The organism is Streptomyces sp. NPDC000348 (genome assembly GCF_042898795.1).
GTDB lineage: Bacteria > Actinomycetota > Actinomycetes > Streptomycetales > Streptomycetaceae > Streptomyces.
Genome location: NZ_JBIAZD010000001.1, coordinates 151,229 through 173,607 on the forward strand (window position 1 = coordinate 151,229; position 22,379 = coordinate 173,607).

At 71.4% G+C, this 22,379-nt stretch carries 26 protein-coding genes; 13 read left to right on the top strand and 13 right to left on the bottom strand.

The features are described from left to right. Nucleotides 1–160 precede the first annotated feature (160 nt). Complete coding sequence (locus ACFY3N_RS00735) at nucleotides 161–1,399, bottom strand: NADP-dependent malic enzyme (protein ID WP_390814487.1); 1,239 nt, start codon at nucleotides 1,397–1,399, stop codon at nucleotides 161–163. A gap of 583 nt (nucleotides 1,400–1,982) precedes the next feature. Between ACFY3N_RS00735 and ACFY3N_RS00740 the strand changes: the two genes are divergently transcribed. The 3 genes from ACFY3N_RS00740 to ACFY3N_RS00750 are packed head-to-tail and all read left to right on the top strand — an operon-like array spanning nucleotide 1,983 to nucleotide 4,669. Continuing rightward, a complete protein-coding gene (locus ACFY3N_RS00740) occupies nucleotides 1,983–2,939 on the top strand; it encodes an ABC transporter substrate-binding protein (RefSeq protein WP_390814488.1) in 957 nt (318 codons plus the stop codon). Between the two features lie 30 nt (nucleotides 2,940–2,969). Continuing rightward, nucleotides 2,970–3,908 (top strand): amino acid ABC transporter permease, encoded by a 939-nt coding sequence (locus tag ACFY3N_RS00745; RefSeq protein ID WP_390814489.1) that lies wholly within the window; start codon nucleotides 2,970–2,972, stop codon nucleotides 3,906–3,908. Next, nucleotides 3,905–4,669 carry an amino acid ABC transporter ATP-binding protein gene (locus tag ACFY3N_RS00750; RefSeq protein ID WP_390814490.1) on the top strand — a complete coding sequence of 255 codons (765 nt, stop codon included), beginning with the start codon at nucleotides 3,905–3,907 and terminating at the stop codon, nucleotides 4,667–4,669. Before ACFY3N_RS00745 ends, ACFY3N_RS00750 begins: the two co-directional genes overlap by 4 nt. A gap of 59 nt (nucleotides 4,670–4,728) precedes the next feature. On the opposite strand, the gene ACFY3N_RS00755 is transcribed toward ACFY3N_RS00750, so the two are convergent. Then, complete coding sequence (locus ACFY3N_RS00755) at nucleotides 4,729–5,499, bottom strand: class I SAM-dependent methyltransferase (protein ID WP_390814491.1); 771 nt, start codon at nucleotides 5,497–5,499, stop codon at nucleotides 4,729–4,731. Nucleotides 5,500–5,599: 100 nt separating this feature from the next. On the opposite strand from ACFY3N_RS00755, the gene ACFY3N_RS00760 reads away from it, so the two are divergent. Beyond that, nucleotides 5,600–6,250, top strand: a complete 651-nt coding sequence (locus ACFY3N_RS00760) for a CGNR zinc finger domain-containing protein (RefSeq protein WP_390814492.1) — start codon at nucleotides 5,600–5,602, stop codon at nucleotides 6,248–6,250. On the opposite strand, the gene sodX is transcribed toward ACFY3N_RS00760, so the two are convergent. After that, nucleotides 6,133–6,567, bottom strand: a complete 435-nt coding sequence (gene sodX, locus ACFY3N_RS00765; RefSeq protein WP_390814493.1) for a nickel-type superoxide dismutase maturation protease — start codon at nucleotides 6,565–6,567, stop codon at nucleotides 6,133–6,135. The two genes, ACFY3N_RS00760 and sodX, sit on opposite strands and share 118 nt — an antisense overlap. Nucleotides 6,568–6,713: 146 nt before the next feature. Between sodX and sodN the strand changes: the two genes are divergently transcribed. The 3 genes from sodN (at nucleotide 6,714) to ACFY3N_RS00780 (ending at nucleotide 8,114) form a co-directional block, all read left to right on the top strand. Continuing rightward, on the top strand, nucleotides 6,714–7,109 hold the full coding sequence (sodN, locus tag ACFY3N_RS00770) for a superoxide dismutase, Ni (RefSeq protein ID WP_004983535.1): 396 nt from the start codon (nucleotides 6,714–6,716) through the stop codon (nucleotides 7,107–7,109). 144 nt (nucleotides 7,110–7,253) lie between these two features. Next, nucleotides 7,254–7,676, top strand: a complete 423-nt coding sequence (locus ACFY3N_RS00775; RefSeq protein WP_390814494.1) for a helix-turn-helix transcriptional regulator — start codon at nucleotides 7,254–7,256, stop codon at nucleotides 7,674–7,676. Nucleotides 7,677–7,685: 9 nt separating this feature from the next. Then, nucleotides 7,686–8,114, top strand: coding sequence for a VOC family protein (locus tag ACFY3N_RS00780; protein WP_390814495.1), 429 nt, complete (start codon nucleotides 7,686–7,688; stop codon nucleotides 8,112–8,114). A gap of 111 nt (nucleotides 8,115–8,225) precedes the next feature. Here the strand turns inward: ACFY3N_RS00780 and ACFY3N_RS00785 are convergent, their stop codons facing one another. From ACFY3N_RS00785 to ACFY3N_RS00820, 8 genes are all read right to left on the bottom strand, one after another. Then, nucleotides 8,226–8,459, bottom strand: a complete 234-nt coding sequence (locus ACFY3N_RS00785) for a hypothetical protein (protein WP_390814496.1) — start codon at nucleotides 8,457–8,459, stop codon at nucleotides 8,226–8,228. A gap of 26 nt (nucleotides 8,460–8,485) precedes the next feature. Continuing rightward, on the bottom strand, nucleotides 8,486–9,070 hold the full coding sequence (locus tag ACFY3N_RS00790; protein WP_390814497.1) for a dihydrofolate reductase family protein: 585 nt from the start codon (nucleotides 9,068–9,070) through the stop codon (nucleotides 8,486–8,488). Nucleotides 9,071–9,217: 147 nt separating this feature from the next. Next, nucleotides 9,218–9,757, bottom strand: coding sequence for a hypothetical protein (locus ACFY3N_RS00795; RefSeq protein ID WP_390814498.1), 540 nt, complete (start codon nucleotides 9,755–9,757; stop codon nucleotides 9,218–9,220). 3 nt (nucleotides 9,758–9,760) lie between these two features. Beyond that, nucleotides 9,761–11,455, bottom strand: coding sequence for a cytochrome c oxidase subunit I (gene ctaD / locus ACFY3N_RS00800; RefSeq protein WP_390815013.1), 1,695 nt, complete (start codon nucleotides 11,453–11,455; stop codon nucleotides 9,761–9,763). A gap of 132 nt (nucleotides 11,456–11,587) precedes the next feature. After that, complete coding sequence (locus ACFY3N_RS00805; protein WP_390815014.1) at nucleotides 11,588–12,127, bottom strand: hypothetical protein; 540 nt, start codon at nucleotides 12,125–12,127, stop codon at nucleotides 11,588–11,590. A 173-nt stretch (nucleotides 12,128–12,300) separates the two neighbouring features. After that, nucleotides 12,301–12,915: a GNAT family N-acetyltransferase gene (locus ACFY3N_RS00810; protein ID WP_390814499.1), complete on the bottom strand. Its 615-nt coding sequence runs from the start codon at nucleotides 12,913–12,915 to the stop codon at nucleotides 12,301–12,303. A 189-nt stretch (nucleotides 12,916–13,104) separates the two neighbouring features. Then, the gene (locus ACFY3N_RS00815) at nucleotides 13,105–14,160 is read right to left on the bottom strand and encodes a family 2 encapsulin nanocompartment cargo protein polyprenyl transferase (protein ID WP_390815015.1); all 1,056 of its coding nucleotides are present in this window, start codon (nucleotides 14,158–14,160) and stop codon (nucleotides 13,105–13,107) included. Nucleotides 14,161–14,350: 190 nt separating this feature from the next. Further along, a complete protein-coding gene (locus tag ACFY3N_RS00820; protein ID WP_390814500.1) occupies nucleotides 14,351–15,757 on the bottom strand; it encodes a family 2B encapsulin nanocompartment shell protein in 1,407 nt (468 codons plus the stop codon). 294 nt (nucleotides 15,758–16,051) lie between these two features. Here ACFY3N_RS00820 and ACFY3N_RS00825 point away from each other — a divergent pair, with 294 nt between their 5' ends. From ACFY3N_RS00825 to ACFY3N_RS00835, 3 genes are all read left to right on the top strand, one after another. Continuing rightward, nucleotides 16,052–16,642 (top strand): N-acetylmuramoyl-L-alanine amidase, encoded by a 591-nt coding sequence (locus ACFY3N_RS00825; RefSeq protein WP_390814501.1) that lies wholly within the window; start codon nucleotides 16,052–16,054, stop codon nucleotides 16,640–16,642. Nucleotides 16,643–16,783: 141 nt separating this feature from the next. After that, entirely contained in the window at nucleotides 16,784–17,209 is a 426-nt protein-coding gene (locus tag ACFY3N_RS00830) for a DUF6010 family protein (RefSeq protein ID WP_390814502.1), read from the top strand. Continuing rightward, nucleotides 17,206–18,126 carry a 1-aminocyclopropane-1-carboxylate deaminase/D-cysteine desulfhydrase gene (locus ACFY3N_RS00835; protein ID WP_390814503.1) on the top strand — a complete coding sequence of 307 codons (921 nt, stop codon included), beginning with the start codon at nucleotides 17,206–17,208 and terminating at the stop codon, nucleotides 18,124–18,126. Before ACFY3N_RS00830 ends, ACFY3N_RS00835 begins: the two co-directional genes overlap by 4 nt. A 4-nt stretch (nucleotides 18,127–18,130) precedes the next feature. Here ACFY3N_RS00835 and ACFY3N_RS00840 read toward each other — a convergent pair whose 3' ends face one another. Next, a complete protein-coding gene (locus tag ACFY3N_RS00840) occupies nucleotides 18,131–19,723 on the bottom strand; it encodes a Na+/H+ antiporter (RefSeq protein ID WP_390814504.1) in 1,593 nt (530 codons plus the stop codon). Between the two features lie 60 nt (nucleotides 19,724–19,783). Between ACFY3N_RS00840 and ACFY3N_RS00845 the strand changes: the two genes are divergently transcribed. From ACFY3N_RS00845 to ACFY3N_RS00855, 3 genes are all read left to right on the top strand, one after another. Beyond that, the gene (locus ACFY3N_RS00845) at nucleotides 19,784–20,044 is read left to right on the top strand and encodes a UBP-type zinc finger domain-containing protein (protein ID WP_030219872.1); all 261 of its coding nucleotides are present in this window, start codon (nucleotides 19,784–19,786) and stop codon (nucleotides 20,042–20,044) included. A 258-nt stretch (nucleotides 20,045–20,302) separates the two neighbouring features. Then, nucleotides 20,303–20,716 (top strand): anti-sigma regulatory factor, encoded by a 414-nt coding sequence (locus ACFY3N_RS00850; protein ID WP_004925829.1) that lies wholly within the window; start codon nucleotides 20,303–20,305, stop codon nucleotides 20,714–20,716. A gap of 17 nt (nucleotides 20,717–20,733) precedes the next feature. Next, nucleotides 20,734–21,873, top strand: coding sequence for an RNA polymerase sigma factor SigF (locus ACFY3N_RS00855; protein ID WP_390814505.1), 1,140 nt, complete (start codon nucleotides 20,734–20,736; stop codon nucleotides 21,871–21,873). Nucleotides 21,874–21,894: 21 nt separating this feature from the next. Here the strand turns inward: ACFY3N_RS00855 and ACFY3N_RS00860 are convergent, their stop codons facing one another. Then, nucleotides 21,895–22,338, bottom strand: coding sequence for a hypothetical protein (locus tag ACFY3N_RS00860; RefSeq protein ID WP_390814506.1), 444 nt, complete (start codon nucleotides 22,336–22,338; stop codon nucleotides 21,895–21,897). Between the last annotated feature and the right edge of the window lie 41 nt (nucleotides 22,339–22,379).

Genomic DNA, 22,379 nt, shown 5'->3' on the forward strand with positions numbered 1-22,379 from the left:
CCTCGACGATAGGTTCCCCGCCCCGCCGAAGGAACCGGGCCCCGCTGTGAGACACACCCTCTTGCCACCCGGCGGAACCCGCCACCCGCGCGGCCCGGGCTCCCGGCGAGAGAAATCGGCCCCGCCCACCGGGGGACGGGGCCGATCGGCGATCCGCGCGTCAGCGGCGGGCGACACCCTCCGCCCGGGCGGCCGCGGCCACCGCCGCCGTCACCGCGGGGGCGACCCGCTCGTCGAACGGGGACGGGATGACGTAGTCGGCGGCGAGGTCGTCACCGACCACCGAGGCCAGCGCCTCGGCCGCCGCCAGCTTCATCCCCTCGGTGATCCGGGAGGCCCGCACCTGCAGCGCCCCCGCGAAGATCCCGGGGAACGCCAGCACGTTGTTGATCTGGTTCGGGAAGTCCGACCGTCCGGTGGCCACGACCGCCGCGTACTTGTGCGCGACCTCCGGGTGCACCTCCGGGTCGGGGTTGGCCATGGCGAAGACGAACGCGCCCTCGGCCATCGACGCCACCGCCGTCTCCGGCACCGTGCCGCCGGAGACGCCGATGAAGACGTCGGCCCCGGCCAGCGCCGACTCCAGCGACCCGGAGAGGCCGGCCTTGTTGGTGAACGACGCCAGCTCCGCCTTGACCGGGGTGAGGTCCCCGCGGTCCCGCGACACGACGCCCTTGCGGTCGGCCACGGCGACATCGCCGATGCCGGCCTCGATCAGCATCCTGGCGATCGCGACACCCGCGGCGCCCGCGCCCGAGATCACGGCGCGCAGATCACCGAGGGCCCGTCCGCTCAGCCGCGCGGCGTTCCGCAGCGCCGCCAGCGTCACGACCGCCGTGCCGTGCTGGTCGTCGTGGAAGACCGGGATGTCCAGCCGCTCCTGCAGCCGCTTCTCGATCTCGAAGCAGCGGGGTGCGGAGATGTCCTCCAGGTTCACCCCGCCGAAGGACGGGGCGAGCCGGACCACGGTCTCGACGATCTCGTCCACGTCGGTGCAGTCCAGGGCGATCGGGACCGCGTCCACGCCGCCGAACTGCTTGAAGAGGATGGCCTTGCCCTCCATCACCGGGAGGGAGGCCTCGGGCCCGATGTCGCCGAGCCCCAGCACGGCCGTGCCGTCCGTCACGACGGCGACGACCTGCGACTTCCACGTGTAGTCGTGGACGAGCTCCGGCTGCTCGGCGATCGCGCTGCACACCTTCGCGACGCCGGGCGTGTACGCCAGGGACAGGTCGTCCTTGTCGCGGATCGGCACGGTGGCCTGCACGGCCATCTTGCCGCCGCGGTGCAGCGCGAACGCCGGGTCGAAGGAATCGAGGGGCTCGGCCCCGTCGTCCTGCCCCGTATGGCCGTTCCGGCTTTCGCTGTCGCTGCGAGGATTGACAATCTCCGCTGCCACTTGGTTTTACCCCTTAAGTGTTCATGGTTTGAGGGTTGCCACTCCTGGTGAGGGGTGGGCGGGACCGCGCAAGGCCCGGAGGGTTGATGCGTACGGGCCGAACACGACGGGCGCGCCGCACACGCGCCCTGAGCCCCGGATGAGGGGTGTAAAGAACCTTCTTACCGGACGGACGCCGTCGGCGACGAGTCCATAACGCGAAGGTCACATGCCGGCGACCTGAATTGTCACCTGATACAAGGACAAGGTCGGTACGAACAGCCGTCAAACGCACTATCGTGACAAAAACCACGGTCGGCGCGTCCATATCCTGGGATGGACCGAAGATCTTCCGGCCGGAATGGCTGATTCCCGCAGACTGTCCGGCCGGATGTCCCGGAGTGGTGTGGTTCGGGTGCCGCCCGTTATCCGATTTTGACATCGCGAGTCCCCTGAATGGCTCAGACCGAATGGCAAGATGCCGTAATCGCACGAGGTCGCGACACTCGAAGACGTGTGTTCTCGTCGACCTGCGGCGCTGTCGATACCCGTCGGCAGTGGCCCACCCATCGGCATCTCCACCCATCCGCCGGAGGAACCCACCATGACCGCAAGCACCACCCGTCGTACCACCGCCGCGAAGTCCCGGACAGCAGCGGTCGGCGCGATCGCGGTCGCAGGCGCACTGCTTCTCACCGGCTGCGGTGACCAGACGGACGAGGGCAACGACAGCAGCACCTCCGAAACGTCCACCGCGCCCCTCGCCGACAAGCTCCCGGCCGACATCCGCAAGGCGGGCGTCGTCAAGGTGGGCTCGGACATCGCGTACGCCCCGGTCGAGTTCAAGGACGGTTCCGGCAAGACGGTCGGCATCGACCCGGACCTCGCGGACGCCATGGGCAAGCAGCTCGGCGTGAAGTTCGAGTTCGAGAACGGCACCTTCGACACGCTGCTCGGCGGCCTGCGCTCGGACCGGTACGACATCGCCATGTCCGCCATGACCGACACCAAGGCCCGTCAGGAGGGCATCGACTCCGACACCGGCAAGAAGGTCGGCGAGGGCGTCGACTTCGTCGACTACTTCACCGCCGGTGTCTCGATCTACACCAAGAAGGGCGACGACCAGGGCATCCGGACCTGGGCCGACCTGTGCGGCAAGAAGCTGGTCGTCCAGCGCGGCACGGTCTCGCACGACCTGGCCAAGGCCGAGGCGGAGAAGTGCCCGGCGGGCAAGACCATCACCATCGAGGCCTTCGACAACGACCAGCAGGCCCAGACCCGCCTGCGCGCGGGCGGCGCCGACGCCGGTTCCTCCGACTTCCCGGTCGCCGCGTACGCCGTGAAGACCTCCGGTGGCGGCAAGGACTTCCAGCTGGTCGGCGAGCAGGTCGACGCCGCCCCGTACGGCATCGCGGTCGCCAAGGGCGACACCGAGCTGCGGGACGCCCTGAAGGCCGCACTCGCCGCGATCATCGAGAACGGCGAGTACCAGAAGGTCCTGGAGAAGTGGGGCGTCACGGAGGGCGCCGTCGAGGAAGCCACCATCAACGGCGGCAAGTGACCGCACCGGCGGCGCTGAAAGGCAACACCCGTGACTGCTGACATCAACAAGACGGACGGGCCGGCGGGCACCCCGCCGGCCGGCCCGGAGGCCGTCAAGGCCGTTCCGGTCCGGCACTACGGCCGTTACGTCTCGGCCGTTCTCGCCCTCGCGATCTTCTTCGCGCTCATCTGGGCCTTCGCGAACGGTGACATCAACTGGGGCGCGATCCCCGACTACTTCTTCAACGACCGCATCCTCACCGGCGTCCGCGAGACGCTGTGGCTGACCTTCCTCTCGATGCTCATCGGCATCGTCGGCGGCCTGCTGCTGGCCGTGATGCGGCTGTCCAAGAACCCGGTGACCTCGTCGATCGCCTGGTTCTACATCTGGTTCTTCCGCGGCACCCCGGTCCTGGTCCAGCTGTTCGTCTGGTTCAACCTGGGCTTCGTCTTCGAGTACGTCAACCTCGGGCCGATCTACAAGGACGAGTGGTCCCAGTTCATGACGCCGTTCCTGACGGCGCTGCTGGGCCTCGGCCTGAACGAGGCCGCGTACATGGCGGAGATCTGCCGCGCCGGTCTGCTGGCCGTCGACGAGGGCCAGACCGAGGCCGCCCACGCGCTCGGCATGAGCCACTCCAAGACGCTGCGCCGGATCGTCGTCCCGCAGGCCATGCGCGTGATCGTGCCGCCCACGGGCAACGAGGTCATCAACATGCTGAAGACCACGTCGCTCGTCGCGGCCGTCCAGTACTACGAGCTCCTGCGCTACGCCCAGGACATCGGCACCACCTCGGGCGCCACGGTCGAGATGCTGTTCCTCGCCGCGGCCTGGTACCTGATCCTCACCTCCGTGCTCAGCGTGGGCCAGTACTACGTCGAGCGGTACTACGCCCGCGGATCGAGCCGCCAGCTGCCGCCCACCCCGTGGCAGAAGGTCCGTGCCCACCTGACGTCCTTCTCCAGCCGCAAGGGGGTCACGGCATGACGAACGCGATGGTCAAGGCCGAGGGCGTGCACAAGTCCTTCGGCCCCGTCGAGGTCCTCAAGGGCATCGACCTGGAGGTCAGGTCCGGCGAGGTGTTCTGCCTCATCGGACCCTCCGGCTCCGGCAAGTCCACCTTCCTCAGGTGTATCAACCACCTCGAGAAGATCAACGCCGGACGTCTGTACGTCGACGGCGAGCTGGTCGGCTACCGCCAGAAGGGCGACAAGCTGTACGAGCTCAAGGACAGCGAGGTGGCCCTGAAGCGCCGGGACATCGGCATGGTCTTCCAGCGCTTCAACCTGTTCCCGCACATGACGGCCGTCGAGAACGTCATGGAGGCGCCGGTCCAGGTCAAGGGCGTGGGCAAGGGGCAGGCCAGGGAGCGCGCGATGCAGCTCCTGGAGCGCGTGGGCCTCGGCGACAAGGCGGGGAACTACCCCTCGCAGCTCTCCGGCGGCCAGCAGCAGCGCGTGGCGATCGCCCGCGCGCTCGCCATGGATCCCAAGCTGATGCTCTTCGACGAGCCGACCTCGGCGCTCGACCCGGAGCTGGTCGGTGACGTCCTCGACGTCATGCGCGACCTCGCCGAGTCCGGTATGACGATGGTCGTCGTCACCCACGAGATGGGCTTCGCCCGCGAGGTGGGCGACAGCCTGGTCTTCATGGACGGCGGCGTGGTGGTCGAGTCGGGCAACCCGCGCGACGTCCTGACCGACCCGCAGCACGAGCGCACGAAGGCGTTCCTGTCCAAGGTGCTCTGAGCGAACACGCGAAGGGGCGGTACGGCCGGTCCGTACCGCCCCTTCGCGTTCCCCTCCGGCTACTTCAGCGCCAGCAGCAGGGTGTCCGAGGGCGAGCACCACACCGGCCGCGCCTCCCCGAACCCCTTCTCGCGCAGCACGCGTGCGTGCCAGGCGGCCGACGGCATGTCGCCGTCGGCGTGCTCGCCGTAGATCTCGAACCGGCGGGCCGTCGGTCCGGCGAGGACCGGGTCCTCGGCGGCGAGCCGCCACCACTGGGCCCAGTCGAGGGCGCCGTCCCGCTTGGCCTGATCCATACGGGCGTGGCGCAGGGCGCGCTCGGCCGCGTTGATCCGGGGAGTCGTGTCGTCGATCATGTGGTCCGCGTTCATGAAGACACCGCCGTCGCGGACGAGCCCCGCGATGTGCCCGTAGAGGTCCGCGAGGGGTCCCCGGTGCAGCCAGTGGAGGGCCGTCGCGGTCAGCACCGCGTCGTAGGAGTCGTGCGGCAGCTTCGCCGGCCACGCCGGGTCCTTGAGGTCGGCCGTCACGAAGGAGACCCGCTCGTCCCCCTCGAACGTGCCCTCCGCGATGGCGAGCAGCGCCGGGTCCAGGTCGACGCCGGTGCTGGTGGCGTCCGGGAACCGGTCGAACAGCCGGGCGGTGATGCTGCCCGTGCCGCAGGCGAGGTCGAGCACGCGCGGCGAGGTGCCGACGAGGGCCTCCACCATGTCGAGCATGACCCGGAAGCGTTCCTCCCGGTCCGGCATGTACCACTCCTGCTGCCGGTCCCAGCTCTCCTGCCAGGCCCGCCAGTCGGCGGCGGCCGTGGTGGTGTCCGCGTCCGTCATCGAGCGCCTCCCTCACGTACGTCCCGTAATACCCTGGATGCGGAATCGTCTGTTACAAGACCGCGCTCATGACGATAGATCCCCTGCGTAAGGACTACAAGTGGAACTGGCCTATTACTCGGATTACGCCGTGCGCCTCGTCAACACCGAGGAGCCGGCCCGGGGGAAGGACACGCTGACCTCGGTCGAGGCCGTCCGCGATCTGTTCGGCGCCAACCAGTCGGCCGCCCGGCGCACCACCGACGCCGATGTGACGCGGTTCCGCTCGGTCCGGGCCAGGCTCCGCTCGGTCTTCGAGGCGGCGGACGGCGGCGACGAGACCCTCGCCGTCGACCTGCTGAACTCACTGCTGCTGGAGTTCCCGGTCAGCCCGCAGATCTCCGGCCACGACTTCCGCGACGACGACGGCCGCCCGCTGTGGCACATGCACCTGGCCGACCACCCGTCCAACGCCACCGCCGGCTACGCCGCCATCGCCGCGATGGGCCTGGCCTTCCACCTCACCGAGTACGGCGTGGACCGCCTCGGCCTGTGCGAGGCGTCGCCCTGCCGCAACGCCTACCTGGACACCTCGACCAACCGTTCCCGGCGCTACTGCTCCGACCGCTGCGCCACCCGCGCCAACGTGGCCGCCTACCGCGCCCGCAAACGCCTGGAGGCCGACCGGCCGGAGAGCACGGGCCGGGCCGACGACAGCGCCCAGCCCACCACGGCCAGCGGCGAACGCCGCCCGGAGCCGCGCGGCCGGTAACGGAAACGGACCCGGCCGAGCACCAGCTCGTCGGGGACGACGCCGTAGTCGGTGCTGTCCCCGCCGGCGTAGGCGTTGTCCCCGAGCACCCACCAGCCGCCGTCGCGCCGCTCGGCGGCCCGCTTGACGACCAGCAGGTCCTGCTGGAACGGATGCCGGAGCACGATCACGTCCCCGCGTTTGACCCGGGCGCCGTAGTGCACCAGGAGCCGGTCCCCGTGGTGCAGCGTGGGCACCATGGACGGCCCGGTCACCTCGGCCACCCCGAAGGGCAGCGGCGCCCTCGCCCGTTCGGCGTCCTGCGACGGCTCCGGCATCACCCGGCACCTCCCCGGTTCTTCCTCCACCAGTCCCAGTCTCACCCCGGACTTTTGTCCTAAGCCCGCGGGGGCACCCGCGAAAAGCCGTCCGCCACGGAGTAATGTCCAGTGTGAGAAGACGATCACGAGGAAGGAAGCGCTTCATGCTTTCCCGCCTGTTTGCCCCCAAGGTCAAGGTCAGCGCCCACTGCGACCTGCCCTGCGGTGTGTACGACCCGGCCCAGGCCCGCATCGAGGCGGAGTCCGTGAAGGCCGTCCAGGAGAAGATGGCCGGCAACGACGACCCGCACTTCCAGGCCCGTGCCACGGTCATCAAGGAGCAGCGCGCCGAGCTGGCGAAGCACCACGTCTCCGTGCTGTGGAGCGACTACTTCAAGCCCCCGCACTTCGAGAAGTACCCGGAGCTGCACCAGCTGGTCAACGACACCCTGAAGGCCCTTTCGGCCGCCAAGGCGTCGACGGACCCGGCGACCGGCCAGAAGGCCCTGGACTACATCGCCCAGATCGACAAGATCTTCTGGGAGACCAAGAAGGCCTGACCCGGCCTCCTCCTCCGTGACGGCGATCGGTGCACCATCGCGGGTCATGGAGGTCGCGAAGGGCCCCGCCGCTCCGTGCGGCGGGGCCCTTCGGCGTCTTCGGGACGGCCGCCGCGGTCCCGTGGGGCGTGGGATGCTGGGCGGATGGAGCTGGAGGATCTGGTGCGGCTGCGGCGGGCCCGGGACCGGATGGACCGGGAGTACGCCGAGCCGCTCGACGTCACGGAGCTGGCGCGGACCGCGCTGATGTCGCCCGGTCACTTCCAGCGCAGCTTCCGCGCGGCGTACGGGCAGACGCCGTACGCCTACCTCATGACCCGGCGCATCGAGCGCGCCAAGGCGTTGCTGCGGCGGGGCGACCTCACGGTGACGGAGGTGTGTCTCGCGGTCGGCTGCACCTCGCTCGGTTCGTTCAGCTCCCGGTTCACCGAGCTGGTCGGGGAGACACCGAGCGCGTACCGTGCCCGGTCGCACGAGGAGAGCGCGGTCATTCCGCCGTGCGTGGCCCGGAGGTACACCCGGCCGGTCCGGGGCCGGACGCGGGTCGATCCGGGCGGAACCTTCTAACGTGGGGGCATGAACACCGGATCGGACGTGAGACTCGCCCAGTGCTTCCTCGCCGTCGACGACCACGACAAGGCGCTGGCCTTCTACCGCGACGTGCTGGGTCTCGAGGTACGCAACGACGTGGAGTTCGAGGGGATGCGCTGGGTGACCGTCGCCTCGCCGGAGCAGCCGGACGTGGAGATCGTGCTGGAGCCGCCCGCCGCGGACCCGGACGCCTCCCCCGCCGACAAGCAGGCGATGGCCGAGCTGTTGGCCAAGGGCATGCTGCGCGGGGTCAACTTCACCACCACCGACTGCGACACCCTCTTCGCGCGAGTCCGCGCCGCCGGTGCGGACGTGCTCCAGGAGCCGGTGGACCAGCCGTACGGGGTGCGGGACTGCGCGTTCCGTGACCCGGCGGGGAACATGCTGCGCTTCATGGAACGTCCCCGGCGGTGAGCGTCCGCCGGACGTACGCCTTCGCCGGTCGGCCCGCCTCCGGGACCGGCCGGACCGGTCGGTGGTGACGGGGCGGGCGGCGGCCGCGCCCCGCCGCCCCGTGCCACCGCGCTAGCGCTCGGTGGGGGCCTGGCTCACGGTGTCCTTCCGGGCCGGTCCCGGCTCGGCGGCACCGGGTCGTTCGGTTCGTCCTGCCTCTGCGGCCCCGTGGAATTCCCGGCATTCCGGGTTGCGGCACGGCCCGTGCGCCCACACCGGGACCCACGCGCCCAGTGTCTTGTGGCGCCGGACCACCGTCTCCACCGGCTGTCCGCAGGCGGGACAGACGGGCTGTTCGCTGTCCATGCCCCCAGGGTAGGCCCGGAGCCGGTTCAGCGCTTCCTGCTGTACGTCCGCACCAGCGCACCGTTGCCGAACGAGCGCACCGACTCCAGCGCGAAGTGCGTGATCGAGAAGCCGGAGGCGAACATCGGCATCCCGGAGCCCTGCACGATGGGGTACGTCTTGATGACCAGCTCGTCGATCTCGTCGGCCAGTTCACCGGCGATCCCGGCCCCGCCGCACAGGTAGATGTCGTACGCGCTGTCCTCCGCCTTCAACGCGCGCACCCGGCCGACCAGGTCGTCCGCGATGATCTCGACGTTGGGGTCGGGCGACTCCCCCAGCGTGCGGGAGGCGACGTATTCGCGCAGATGGGCGTAGGGACTGGTGATGCCCTCCCGCAGGGCCAGGTCGTAGCTGGCCCGGCCCTGGACGATGGTGTCGAACCGCTTGTTCGGCAGGTGGTCGATGTTCATCTGCCGGCGGCCGTGGGTCGGAACGGTCTCGGGGTACTCCGCCGCGAGGAATGCGGAGAACTCCTCGTCGACGAAGGCGAACATCGCCGACGCGTCGCCCTCCGGGTCCCCGATGAAGCCGTCGATGGAGCAGGCGATGTAGTACGTGAGCTTTCGCAACGCGTCCTCTTCCGGTGGACTGCCCTCGCTTGAACAACTCCAGTTGTAGTACTTCAGTTGTAGTGGTGCAAGGGAAAGAAGCCCATCGGGGACAAGTGGGGACGGGCATTCCGCTTGTCGTCGTCCGGTCCGGTCTCCTCGACGCGGCTATCCCGGGTGCCGTCCGCGGCCCGGGCGGGTGTGCCGCACGGCGATCGCGAGGACCAGGCCCACGGCCACCGCGGGGACCATGACGATCGCGGCGGGGACGACGACGGCCGCTCCGGGCACCGGAGCCGACGCCAGTGCGGCCACGGCCGCCGCTCCCACGACCGGCCCGGCGAGGGTCACGGCGGCGACCGCTCCGCGGGAGTGGTGGGCGTCGGCGGACGGCGGGACGTGCGGCAGCTGCGCCCACTGCCGGGCCGCTTCCCGCTGCTCACCGGCGCGCCGCACGGCGGCACGGACGCGCAGGGCGGCGGCGGCCGGACCGCCCACGGCCACCGGTATCCACCACTCCGTGGCCACGAGCAGCACCAGGGCGACCGCCCCGAGGGTGCCCCAGCCGGTCAGACAGGCGATCGCCGCCGTACGGCGGGACAGCGGCCGGTCGGCTCCGGCCCGCAGGTCGGCGAGGGCCGGCAGGTACCAGACGCAGCCGGCGGCCGTCACCGCCGCGCACCCCAGGGACAGAACGGGCTGCGGCACGGCTCACCCCGCCGTCTCGGTCGCGGCGATCTCGGGGTGGTGCAGGTCGAACGCCGGGGACTCGCTGCGGATCCTCGGCAGGGTGAGGAAGTTGTGCCGCGGGGGCGGGCAGGCGGTCGCCCACTCCAGGGAGCGGCCGTAGCCCCACGGGTCGTCGACGCCGACCGGCTCGCCGTACTTGGCCGTCTTCCAGACGTTGTAGAAGAACGGCAGGACCGCCAGGCCCAGCAGGAACGACCCGATGGAGGACAGGGTGTTCAGGGCGGTGAAGCCGTCGGCGGCGAGGTAGTCGGCGTAGCGGCGGGGCATGCCCTCGACGCCCAGCCAGTGCTGGACCAGGAAGGTCAGGTGGAAACCGGCCGTGAGGGTCCAGAAGGTGATCTTGCCGAGGCGTTCGTCGAGCATCTTGCCGGTGAACTTCGGCCACCAGAAGTGGAAGCCGGCGAACATCGCGTACACGACCGTGCCGAAGACGGTGTAGTGGAAGTGCGCCACCACGAAGTAGCTGTCGGAGACGTGGAAGTCCAGCGGCGGCGAGGCCAGGATGACACCGGTCAGACCACCGAAGACGAAGGTGATCAGGAAGCCGGTCGTCCACAGCATCGGGGTCTCGAAACTCAGGGACCCCTTCCACATGGTGCCGATCCAGTTGAAGAACTTCACGCCCGTCGGGACCGCGATCAGGAAGGTCATGAAGGAGAAGAACGGCAGCAGCACACCGCCGGTGACGTACATGTGGTGCGCCCACACCGTCACCGAGAGGCCGGCGATCGCGATGGTCGCGCCGATCAGGCCCATGTAGCCGAACATCGGCTTGCGGGAGAAGACCGGGACGACCTCGGAGACGATGCCGAAGAACGGCAGCGCCAGGATGTACACCTCGGGATGGCCGAAGAACCAGAACAGGTGCTGCCACAACAACGCCCCGCCGTTGGCCGAGTCGAAGATGTGGCTGCCGAACTTGCGGTCGCACTCCAGCGCGAACAGCGCCGCCGCCAGCACCGGGAACACGATCAGCACGAGCAGCGCCGTCAGCAGCACGTTCCAGGTGAAGATCGGCATGCGGAACATCGTCATGCCGGGCGCGCGCATGCAGACGATCGTGGTGATGAAGTTGACCGCGCCCAGGATCGAGCCGAACCCGGACAGGGCCACGCCCATGATCCACAGGTCGGCGCCGATGCCGGGCGAGTAGACCTCGTTCGACAGCGGGGCGTACAGGAACCAGCCGAAGTCGGCGGCTCCTCCCGGGGTGAGGAAACCGGCGGCGGCGATCGAGGAGCCGAACAGGAACAGCCAGAAGGCCAGCATGTTCAGCCGCGGGAACGCCACGTCGGGCGCGCCGATCTGCAGCGGCATGATCCAGTTCGCGAAGCCCGTGAACAGCGGCATCGCGAACATCAGCAGCATGATCGAGCCGTGCATCGTGAACGCCTGGTTGAACTGCTCGTTCGACATGATCTGCAGGCCCGGCCGGGCGAGCTCCGCGCGCATCATCAGCGCCATCACGCCGCCGACGACGAAGAACACGAACGCGCTGACCAGGTACAGCGTGCCGATCTTCTTGTGGTCGGTGGTGGTCAGCCAGTCCACCCACGCGGCCCGGCGCGCCGCGGGCGCCGCTGCGACGGTCCCTCCGGACGGCGGTACCGGACGGGGCCGCGCGTCCTCCACCGCTCTGACCTTCTCCATGTGCATCTCGTCCACCGGACGTCTTCCTCCCCAAGCTGTTTCGCGCGCCCATGATCGGCGGCGGGGAGGGGGCTCCACATGGGTCGAAGGGTCCCTGCCAGGGCCTTTGGGCAGGGGCCGATGGTCCCTGTTCGGCCGTCAGCGCTCCGCGCGGAGAGCCGGCAGCGCTTCCCGGGTGGCCCCCTCGGGCCACACGACCTCCACGGGGACGCCTCGGGCGCGGGCGTAGGTCACCAGGTGGGCGGTGGCGTCGCGGCCGTTGGACGGGGAACCGTCCCAGACGGCCAGGAGGAGGCCGCTGGAGGCGACGAGCCGTTCGTCCGCGCCGATGCAGGAGTCGCGGTCCACCGGGTCGTAGGTCAGCAGGCGCACCTCGTCGGCGAGGGTCAGCAGCTCACCGGCCGCCATCCGGTCCCGCCGGGGCGGCATGGCGGGCACCCCGATACGCGTGGGGATCACCACGGCCAGCGGGCATCCCGACGCCCGCGCGGCCCGGCCGGACGCCAGTGGTGTTCCCGCGCCGGTGCGCACCATGGCCACGGCCGGGGCGGGCCGCCGCGCCAGCCGGGTCCGCAGCGCGGTCTCCACCAGCAGGAGCGTCTGCGGGGTCAGGTCGGCGTGCCCCACCACCGCGATGTTCCCGCCCGTCGTGCCCTCGTCGCCCGCCGTTGTCCTCATCCCGTCCCCGCCGGCCTCGTCGTCCGACACCCGCCGGATCCCTCGGGACGGCCGGCGGGCGCTGTCCGCGAGCCAGTGAAGTCCGCGCGCACGGCGGCGGCCAGGGCCGAACGTCCCTTTCGGGGCCCGGGCCCGCCGGCCGGCCGTGCGGCCCATCGCTCCCGGCCGGTCCGTCAGCCGGTCGTGCGGGGCTCGCGCCACATGGGCCACATGTGCGGTCCGGCCGGAAGGGCCAGGGGCTCACCGGACACCTCGAAGCCGAGGCGCCGGTACAGCCGGGCGCTGCGCTCGCTGCTCGCCTCCAGGTACGCCGCCAGCCCCTCCCGGTCGCAGCGGTCGAGGACGGAGCCGATCAGCGCGGTGCCGAGCCCCTCGCCCTGGCGGCCGGGTGCCACGCCGATCATCCACAGGTACTCGTGGGCCCGCCCCGAGGGGTGGATGTCCGCGGTGAGCCGGCCGATCAGCTCCACGCGCTCGTTGTCCGGGTCGACGGCCCGGCGCATCTGTGCGAAACCGTCGTCGTCCGGTCGCTCCTCGCCGTGCCCGGGGCCGTCCGCCGGTACGGACATCCAGAGGGCGCACGCCGAGCCGTCCTCGGTGAGGTCGACACGCCCCTCGGCGAGCACGGCGTCGGTGAAGGCGGCCATGAGCCTGTGGTGCGTCGCACGGCGGTACTCGTCGCCGGGGAAGACCCAGCCACTGACCGGGTCGTCCTGGAACGCCTCGTCCAGAAGCCGGACGATCAGTTCCCGGTCCCCGTCCCCAGCCGTCCGGATCGCCACGCCCATGTCCGCCCCTTCATCCCAACCGGCTTCGTGCGTACGGAAGTTGAGCCTAATGGGAGCGCTGGGTCGAGGTGGGCGGGCCCCGCACATCGTGGGGAAGTGCGGGACCCGCCGGGCCGGAGCCCCGGTGCCGTGCGGGGTCAGGAGCCGCACGGCACCCGGTGGCTCCGGGGCCGGGGAGACGGCCGGCCGTCAGGTGGTGCGCCGTGTCACGAACTCGGCCAGGGCCAGCAGCCCGCCCGCCGCCTCCGGGTCGGGCACCGCGCGGGCCACTTCCTGCATCGCCCGGGCCATCCGGTCGGCCGCCTGGGCCTGCGCCCAGTCCCGGCCGCCCGCCCGTTCCACGGCCAGGGCGATCTCCTCCAGGTCGTCCTTCTCGTGATGCGGGGCCGCGTACACGGCGGCGAGTTCCACGGCCTCCGGGGTGCCGGAGGTGAGCGCGGCGACCACCGGCAGGGACTTCTTGCGGGCGGCCAGATCCGCGCCGGCCGGCTTGCCGGTGCGGCGCGGGTCACCCCATATGCCGATCACGTCGTCGATGAGCTGGAAGGCCAGTCCGGCCTCCCGGCCGAACGCGTCCAGTGCGGCCACGTCCGCGTCCCCGGCGTCCGCGTACAGCGCCCCGATCGCGCAGGCGCAGCCGAGCAGCGCACCGGTCTTGGCCTCGGCCATGGCGAGCGTCTCGGCGAGGGTGACCTCGTCGGGGCCCCGCTGCTCCATGGCCGTGTCCGCGTGCTGCCCCGCGCACAGCTCGACCACGCAGTCCGCGAGCCGGGCCGCCGCCGCCGAGGCCGCCCGGTGGGGGTCCTCGGCGAGCAGCCGCAGGGCGAGTGCCTGGAGGGCGTCCCCGGCGAGGATCGCGTCGGCGTCCCCGAACACCGTCCAGGCGGTGGGCCGGTGGCGGCGGGTGGCGTCCCGGTCCATCACGTCGTCGTGCAGCAGCGTGAAGTTGTGGACCAGTTCCACGGCGGCCGCCGCCCGTACGGCGGCCGCCCGGGCCACGGGCCCGCCCAGGGCGGAGGCCGCGGCGAGCACCAGGGCGGGGCGGATCGCCTTGCCCGAGCCGCCCCCGGCCGGGGTGCCGTCCGCCTGCTCCCAGCCGAAGTGGTAGAGCGCGACGCGGCGCATCGGGCCGGGCAGCGAGCCGATGGCGGCCCGCAGCACCGGGTCGACCACGGCCCGTGCCCGCTCCAGCAGGATCGTCGCCTCGTGCCCTTCACCGGGCCGCTGCTCCGGGACGGCCGGCATCTCGGTCGTGCTCTCCGCCGTGAGTCCCGTCTTCGGTTCCGTGATGGACTCCGTCATCGGCTTCCCCCTGGGACCGGCTCGGTGGAGGAGCGGAAGGATGGCGCTTCCGCACCCGTCGGGCGCGTACCTCCGAGGTGTACCCGCCCGGACGGGCGGGGACACGGCGTGCGGGGCGGGAGCCGGCGGCAGGTCATCGCCAACGGCCGATCTCGACGTTCTCCAGGACGCCGAGCGCGTCCGGCACCAGCACCGCGGCCGAGTAGTAGGCCGTGACCAGGTACTTGATGATGGCCTGTTCGTTGATGCCCATGAACCGCACGGACAGACTCGGCTCGATCTCGTCGGGGATGCCGGCGGCCCGCAGCCCGATGACGCCCTGGTCCTCCTCGCCGGTGCGCAGGGCGATGATGGAGGTCGTCCGGGCCTCGGTCACCGGGATCTTGTTGCACGGGAAGATCGGTACCCCCCGCCAGGTGGGGATGCGGTTGCCGCCCATGTCGATGGTCTCGGGGACGAGTCCCCGTTTGTTGAGCTCACGGCCGAACGCGGCGATCGCGCGCGGGTGGGCGAGCAGCAGCCTGGTCCCGCGCCGCCGGCTGAGCAGTTCGTCCATGTCGTCGGGGCCCGGCACGCCGTTGTGCGGCTGGATCCGCTGGTCGTACTCGCAGTTGTGGAGCAGGCCGAAGTCCCGGTTGTTGACCAGTTCGTGCTCCTGGCGCTCCTTCAGCGCCTCGACGGTCAGCCGGAGCTGCTGCTCCGTCTGGTTCATGGGCTGGTTGTAGAGGTCGGCCACGCGGGTGTGGATGCGCAGCACGGTCTGGGCGACGCTGAGTTCGTACTCGCGCGGCCTAGCCTCGTAGTCGACGAAGGTGTGCGGGATGTCCGGCTCCCCGCTGTGACCGGCCGCGAGGTCGATCTCCTTCTCCCCGTATTTGTTGGTGCGCCGGCCCGGGTCCGTGAGCCGCCGACGGAGGTGTTCGCGCAGGGTGTCCGACCGCTCGGCGACCTGCTCCACGGCTTCGCGCGGCAGCACGAGCACGGTGCAGGCGGTGAGGGTGCGGGCGGTGTACTCCCAGATGGCGTCCTCGCCCAGCAGCGCCTGTTCGCCGAAGTAGGCGCCGTCGGCGAGGACTCCGAGGGACTCGTCCTCGCCGTAGGGGCCGGTGCCGACCCGCTCCACCCTGCCGTGCGCCAGCAGGTACACCTCGTCGGCCGGGCTGCCGAAGGAGGCGATGACCTGACCGGCCCCGATCTCCCGCTGCCGGCAGCGGACGGCCAGCTCGGCCAGCACCTCCTCGTCCTCGTAGGACCGCAGCGCCGGAAGCTCGCCCAGCTCCGCGGGGACGATCTCGACGCGGTCGCCGGTCTTCACGAACGTCATCCGGCCATCACCCACGGCGTACGTCAGTCGCCGGTTGACCCGGTACGTACCGCCCTGCACATCGACCCAGGGCAGCATGCGCAGCAGCCAGCGCGAGCTGATCTCCTGCATCTGCGGCACGGACTTGGTCGTGGTGGCCAGGTTCCGCGCGGCCGCCGTGCCGAGGCTCTGCTGTTGCCCGGCCTGCTCCGTGCGGACCTCTTCGCCTACCGACATAGAGAATTGCCCTCCCCGATGGTGATCCCGCACCCGGCCGCGCCGGGCGGGGCATTGCGCGATCAAGCCTCCCTCACGCAGCGTGCGCACGCCATTACCCGATCGAGCGGGATTGGATCTTGGGAGAGCTGGGCACACATGGGGCGCCCGTCCGACGGCTCGCACCGGAAGGAAGTTGTCCGGATCGGCTCGCACAGGAGACGGACGAGTAGTTGAACCCGCTCCTTTTAGGTATAGGCCCGGTAGCGAGCGGTTGCGAAGGGCGGCCGCCGCCCGGCACGAAGGAGGGCGGTCATGGCCCCACCCATGTCCGCGAGCACGTTCCTGCGGGCTCTGAAGGCGGAAGGGCTCACGGTCGTCGAGGTCGGTGACTGGCGCGACCACAACCGCAACCACAAGGGCCCGTGGGGCCCGGTCCACGGCGTGATGATCCACCACACCGTGACCAGGGGCAGCGCCCGCACGGTCGACATCTGCCGCGAGGGCTACGCGGATCTGCCCGGGCCCCTGTGCCACGGCGTCATCACCAAGGACGGCCGGGTCCACCTCGTCGGCTACGGCAGGGCCAACCACGCCGGGCTCGGCGACGACGAGGTGCTCCGCGCGGTGATCGCCGAGACCCGGCTGCCGAAGGACAACGAGGCGAACACCGACGGCAACCGGCACTTCTACGGCTTCGAGTGCGAGAACCTCGGCGACGGCGAGGACCCCTGGCCGGCGGCCCAGCTGGAGGCCGTCGAGAGAGCCGCGGCCGCCGTGTGCCGCCACCACGGCTGGAACGAGCGGTCGGTGATCGGGCACAAGGAGTGGCAGCCGGGGAAGGTGGACCCGCGCGGGTTCACGATGAGCTCGATGAGGAAGCGGATCGGCGACCGGTTGAAGTGACGCGCGGACGTGCGGGCGCGACGGCGCACGGCCTCACTGGCGACAACCCGTTGGAAACTGTCGCTCGCTCCGCTGGGGCCCGCGGCGACCCGCTCCTAGCGTGGTGAACCGTCCCTGACGGTCCCAGGAAAAGGCCTCGCCATGCAGTACGTCGCCCCGGTCGGCATCGGTGTCCTCTACGCCCTGCTGATGTCCCTCGTCCGTGAACCGCACCGGCGGCGCCTGAACGCCCTCATGGTCGCCGGTGCGGGCGCCGCCTACCTCAGCGGCGGCGGGCTGGGCGGCTGGGAGTTCGTCTTCACGGCGCTGGTCACCTATGTCGCGTTCCGCGGCCTGGACTCCTGGACGTTCATCGGCGTCGGCTGGCTGCTGCACACCGTGTGGGACGTCGTCCACCACATCAAGGGCAACCCCATCGTCCCGTTCGCCCACACGTCGTCCCTGGGCTGCGCGATCTGCGACCCGGTGATCGCGCTGTGGTGCCTGCGGGGCGGTCCCTCCCTGCTCGGCATCTTCCGGGACCGCGGCCGCGGCCGCGCGGAGCCGCGGGCGACAATGGCCCGGTGACCGGCCCCGACGCCCCCGACCCCCGTGCCGCCCTCGCGGGCCTGCGCCCACGGCTGCCCTCCCCGCTGCGGGAGGTCGTGGACGGGCGGTTCGAGCGGCGCGGGGTGCGGCTGCTGCTGAAGCGGGACGATCTGATCCACCCCGAGCTGGTGGGCAACAAGTGGCGCAAGCTCGCGCCGAACCTCGACGAGGCGGCCGGGCGGACCGTGCTCACCTTCGGCGGCGCGTACTCCAACCATCTGCGGGCCACGGCCGCCGCCGGCCGGCTGCTCGGCCTGCGCACGGTCGGCGTGGTGCGCGGGCAGGAACTCGCCGGCCGTCCGCTCAATCCCTCGCTGGCCCGGTGCGCGGCCGACGGGATGCGGCTGCACTTCGTCGACCGGTCGGCGTACCGCCGCAAGACCGAGCCGGAGACCCTGGCGGCCGTGCTGCGCGCGGCGGACGCCGAGGACGCGTACGTCGTGCCGGAGGGCGGCAGCAACCCCGCCGCCGTGCGCGGCTGCCGCGCGCTCGGGGAGGAGCTGGCCGGCCGGGCGGACGTGGTCGCGGTGGCCTGCGGCACCGGCGGCACGCTGGCCGGACTGGCCGCCGGGCTGGGCGGCGGGACGCGCGCGCTGGGCGTACCCGTGCTCAAGGGCGGCTTCCTGGCCGATGACATACGGGCCCTGCAGGGCGAGGCGTTCGGCGGCCCGCGCGGCGACTGGAGCCTCGACGACCGCTTCCACTTCGGCGGTTACGCCCGCGTCCCCCCGGAACTCGACGCGTTCGCCGAGGATTTCGAACACCGTCACGGGGTCCCGGTGGAACGTCTCTATGTCGCCAAGTTGCTCTACGCCCTTGTCGCCCTGGCGGACTGCGACGCGTTCCCGCGCGGGAGCACGGTCGCCGCGGTGATCACCGGGCGGCCCTTCCCCTAGGCGGCTAGGTCGTCTCCCGGAACGCCGCCGCCTCCTCCAGGTCCAGCCGGCGCAGCAGCGTGCGCAGCATCTCGTCGTCGATGTGGCGGCCGTCGCGCAGCCGGACGAACATCTCGCGTTCCGCGCCGATCATCTCCCGTGACAGCCGCCGGTAGGTGTCGTCCACCGACTCCCCGGTGACCGGGTTGACCTGCCCGAGCCGTTCCCAGACGGCGTTGCGGCGGCGCTCCAGGACGGCGCGCAGGCGTTCGGCGAGCGGTGCGGGCAGGGTGTTGCGCTCGTCGGCCAGCAGCTCGTCCAGGCGCTGCTCGGCGACCCGGGAGGCCTGTGCCTGGGCGTTTGCCTCGGCCAGGGTCTCGGCCCGCACGTCGCGTCCGGGGAGCTCGAGCGCCCGGATCAGCGGGGGCAGCGTCAGCCCCTGTACGACCAGGGTGCCGATGACGGTGGTGAAGGTCAGGAAGAGCAGCAGGTTGCGCTGCGGGAAGTCCTCGCCCTCGGCGGTGACCGGGATCGAGAAGGCGATGGCCAGCGAGACCACGCCCCGCATCCCGGCCCACGCGATGACGAACGGCGCCTTCCAGTCGGGTCTCCCCTCGCGTTCCCTGATCTTCGCCGACAGCATCGGCGGCAGCCAGGTCGCCGGGTACACCCAGACGAACCGCATGACGACGACCACCGCGAAGACGGCGACCGCGTACCAGGCGGCGTCGACGCCCTCGTACGCGCCGAGTCCTCTCAGGACGACGGGCAGCTGCAGTCCGATCAGCGCGAACACCGCGGACTCCAGGACGAACGCGACCATCTTCCACACCGCCTCCTCCTGGAGGCGGGTGGCGAAATCGACCTCCCACGCGCGATGCCCCAGGTAGAGGGCGACGACCACCACGGCGATCACGCCGGAGGCGTGCACCTGCTCGGCGGCGGCGTACGCGACGAAGGGGATCAGCAGGGAGAGCGTGTTCTGCAGCAGCGCCTCCTTCACGTGGGTGCGCAGCCAGTGCAGCGGTGCCATCAGCACCAGGCCGACCACCAGCCCGCCGACCGCCGCGAGCAGGAACTCACCGATTCCCCCGGACCAGGTCGCGCCCTCGCCGACCGCGGCCGCCACGGCCACCCGGAACGCGGTGATCGCGGTGGCGTCGTTCAGCAGGGACTCGCCCTGGAGGATGGTGGTGATCCGGGACGGCAGGCCCACCCGGCGTGCCACCGCCGTCGCCGCGACCGCGTCCGGCGGGGCCACCACGGCGCCGAACACCAGCGCCGCGGTCAGCGGCAGGCCCGGCACGATCAGGTACAGGACCCAGCCGACGGCGAACGTCGCGAACAGCACGTACCCCACCGACAGCAGCGCCACCGGCCGCAGTTGCGCCCGCAGATCGAGGTAGGAGCTGTCGGTGGCCGCCGTGTGCAGCAGCGGGGGCAGGACGAGCGGCAGGACGACGTGCGGGTCGAGCGTGTATGCGGGCACGCCGGGGACGTAGCTGACCGCCAGCCCGGCGGCGACCAGCAGCAGCGGCGGCGGCACCGGGGTGCGCCGGGCGGCCGCGGCGATCGCCGCACTGCCCGCCACCAGCAACAGCAGCGGCATCACATCCATGTCCGGCCCACCCTCGTTTTTCCGCGCGGCTCTCCGCGCGGGCGTCGTAATCTGGCAATCATGAAACAGTGCACGCACGCCGACGCGCTGCCGCACCCGGAACCCGTCCCGCTCGGTGAGACGTGTCCGGAGTGCCTGCGGGACGGCACCGATCCGGTGCAGCTGCGCCTCTGCCTCACCTGCGGTCACGTCGGGTGCTGCGACTCCTCGCCGAACCGGCACGCCACGGAGCACCACCGGGAGACCGGTCACCCCGTGATGCGGACCCACGAGCCCGGCGAGGACTGGCGCTGGTGCTTCGTCGACCACGTACTCGTGTGACCCGGCGAGACCCCGGTGCCGGACGGTTCGACCGTCTGACGTCTGGGTACGTCAATGCGGCGCACGCTCTTCCCATTTGGGAGCCGCAGACCCCTAGCCACGGAGCGTATTCATAGTTTTACTATGAGTGACGACATGCGGGTCGGGGTCCCGGGGACAGGACCGTCGAGAGCGCGATAGCGTCACCGCTGAACCACGTAGCGCGTTACCCGGGGGCGAACCAGGCCCTGAAACGCTTGTACCACCTTGGAGGTGAGGGTGTCCCAGATCGCAGGCGAGCCCGCGACCCAGGACTTCGTGGAAGTCCGGCTGCCGGCCGCGGGTGCCTACCTGTCGGTGCTGCGTACGGCCACGGCCGGCCTCGCGGCCCGTTTGGACTTCACCCTCGACGAGATCGAGGATTTGCGCATCGCGGTCGACGAGGCCTGCGCGATCCTGCTTCAGCAGGCCGTGCCGGGTTCGGTGCTCAGCTGTGTCTTCCGGCTCGTCGACGACTCGCTCGAAGTGACCGTCTCGGCGCCGACCACGGACGGTCACGCCCCTTCGCGGGATACCTTCGCCTGGACCGTCCTGTCCGCGCTCGCGGGCAAGGTCTCCTCCGCGGTGGACGAGGACAAGACCGTGTCGATCAGCCTCTACAAACAGCGCGGCGCGGGACCCGGGCCGGCGTGAGGAGCGAGGACGGGCCGGTGCGGGACGAAGAACGCGGCACACAGGAGCTGCCGGCCGAGCGCATGCCGGACGGCATCGACGGCATCCCCGAGCAGGCCCGGCCGCATCCGGAGGACGACTCCGCGGAGACCGTCGTACCGGGCGGCGGGCAGGCCGGCGGTGCCGTGCGGAGCACGCCCGCGGCCGGGCGGGCCGGGGTCGCTCCGGGCCGAGGGGGCGCCCCGGCCAGGGCCAACCCGGCGGCGGGGGACGAGGCGAGCGCTCGGGGAAGGGCGACGGGCGGGACGATGAGCGAGCACGAGCGACATGCCGAGGACGAGGCGCCGCGGGCGCCCGCCGCCCGGGGCGCGCGGAGCGCCCCCGGCGCTTCGGGCACCCAGGGCGGACACGCGCACCACGACCCGCAGGACCGCAGCGGGGCGCGCGCCATGTTCCTCGAGCTGCGCACGCTGCAGGACGGCACTCCCGAGTACGCGGAGCTGCGCAACCGCCTGGTGCGCATGCATCTGCCGCTCGTCGAGCACCTCGCGCGCCGCTTCCGCAACCGCGGTGAGCCCCTGGACGATCTCACCCAGGTCGCCACCATCGGGCTGATCAAGTCGGTCGACCGCTTCGACCCCGACCGGGGGGTGGAGTTCTCGACGTACGCGACCCCGACGGTCGTGGGCGAGATCAAGCGGCACTTCCGCGACAAGGGCTGGGCGGTGCGGGTGCCGCGCCGGCTGCAGGAGCTGCGGCTGTCGCTCACCACGGCCACGGCGGAGCTCTCCCAGTTGCACGGCCGCTCCCCCACGGTGCACGAGCTGGCCGAGAAGCTGGCCATCTCCGAGGAGGAGGTCCTGGAGGGCCTGGAGTCCGCGAACGCGTACTCCACGCTGTCCCTGGACGTCCCCGACACCGACGACGAGTCCCCGGCGGTCGCCGACACCCTCGGCGCCGAGGACGAGGCGCTGGAGGGTGTGGAGTACCGGGAGTCGCTCAAGCCGCTGCTGGAGGACCTGCCGCCGCGCGAGAAGCGGATCCTGCTGCTGCGCTTCTTCGGCAACATGACCCAGTCGCAGATCGCCCAGGAGGTCGGCATCTCGCAGATGCACGTCTCCCGGCTGCTGGCCCGCACCCTGGCCCAGCTGCGGGAGAAGCTGCTCGTGGAGGAGTGACCCGGCGCGGCCGCCGGGGCGCTACTTCCCGGCGTTCCCGGGTCCCCGGATGCCGAGGGCCCGGGTCGTCTCGGGGTTGATCAGCAGGACGAGCGCGGTGACGGCCACGACGGCGAGGACGATCCCGGCGGGGATGGCCACGCTGTCGGAGCGCAGCAGGTTGTAGGCCACCGGCAGCGCGATGATCTGTGTGATGACGGCGGGGCCGCGGCTCCAGCTCCGCCGGGCGAACAGCCCCCGCGCGGCGAGCAGCGGGAGCAGCGCGAGCACGATCAGTGTCACCCCGCCGGTGACGGCCTGCCGGCGGTCGTCCGGTTCGCCGGTGAGGGCGAGGACCGACATCCACACTCCGGCGGCCACCAGCGCGAGCCCCTCCAGGGCGGCCAGCGCCGCGGCGTGGATCAGACGGCGCGGGCGGGGGCCGGTGACGTCCGGGGCGGTGGTGGGGGTCTGCTCACTGCTCACCCCTGAAGGGTAGCCCTCGCCGTGCGCGCACCCGTGTCGAG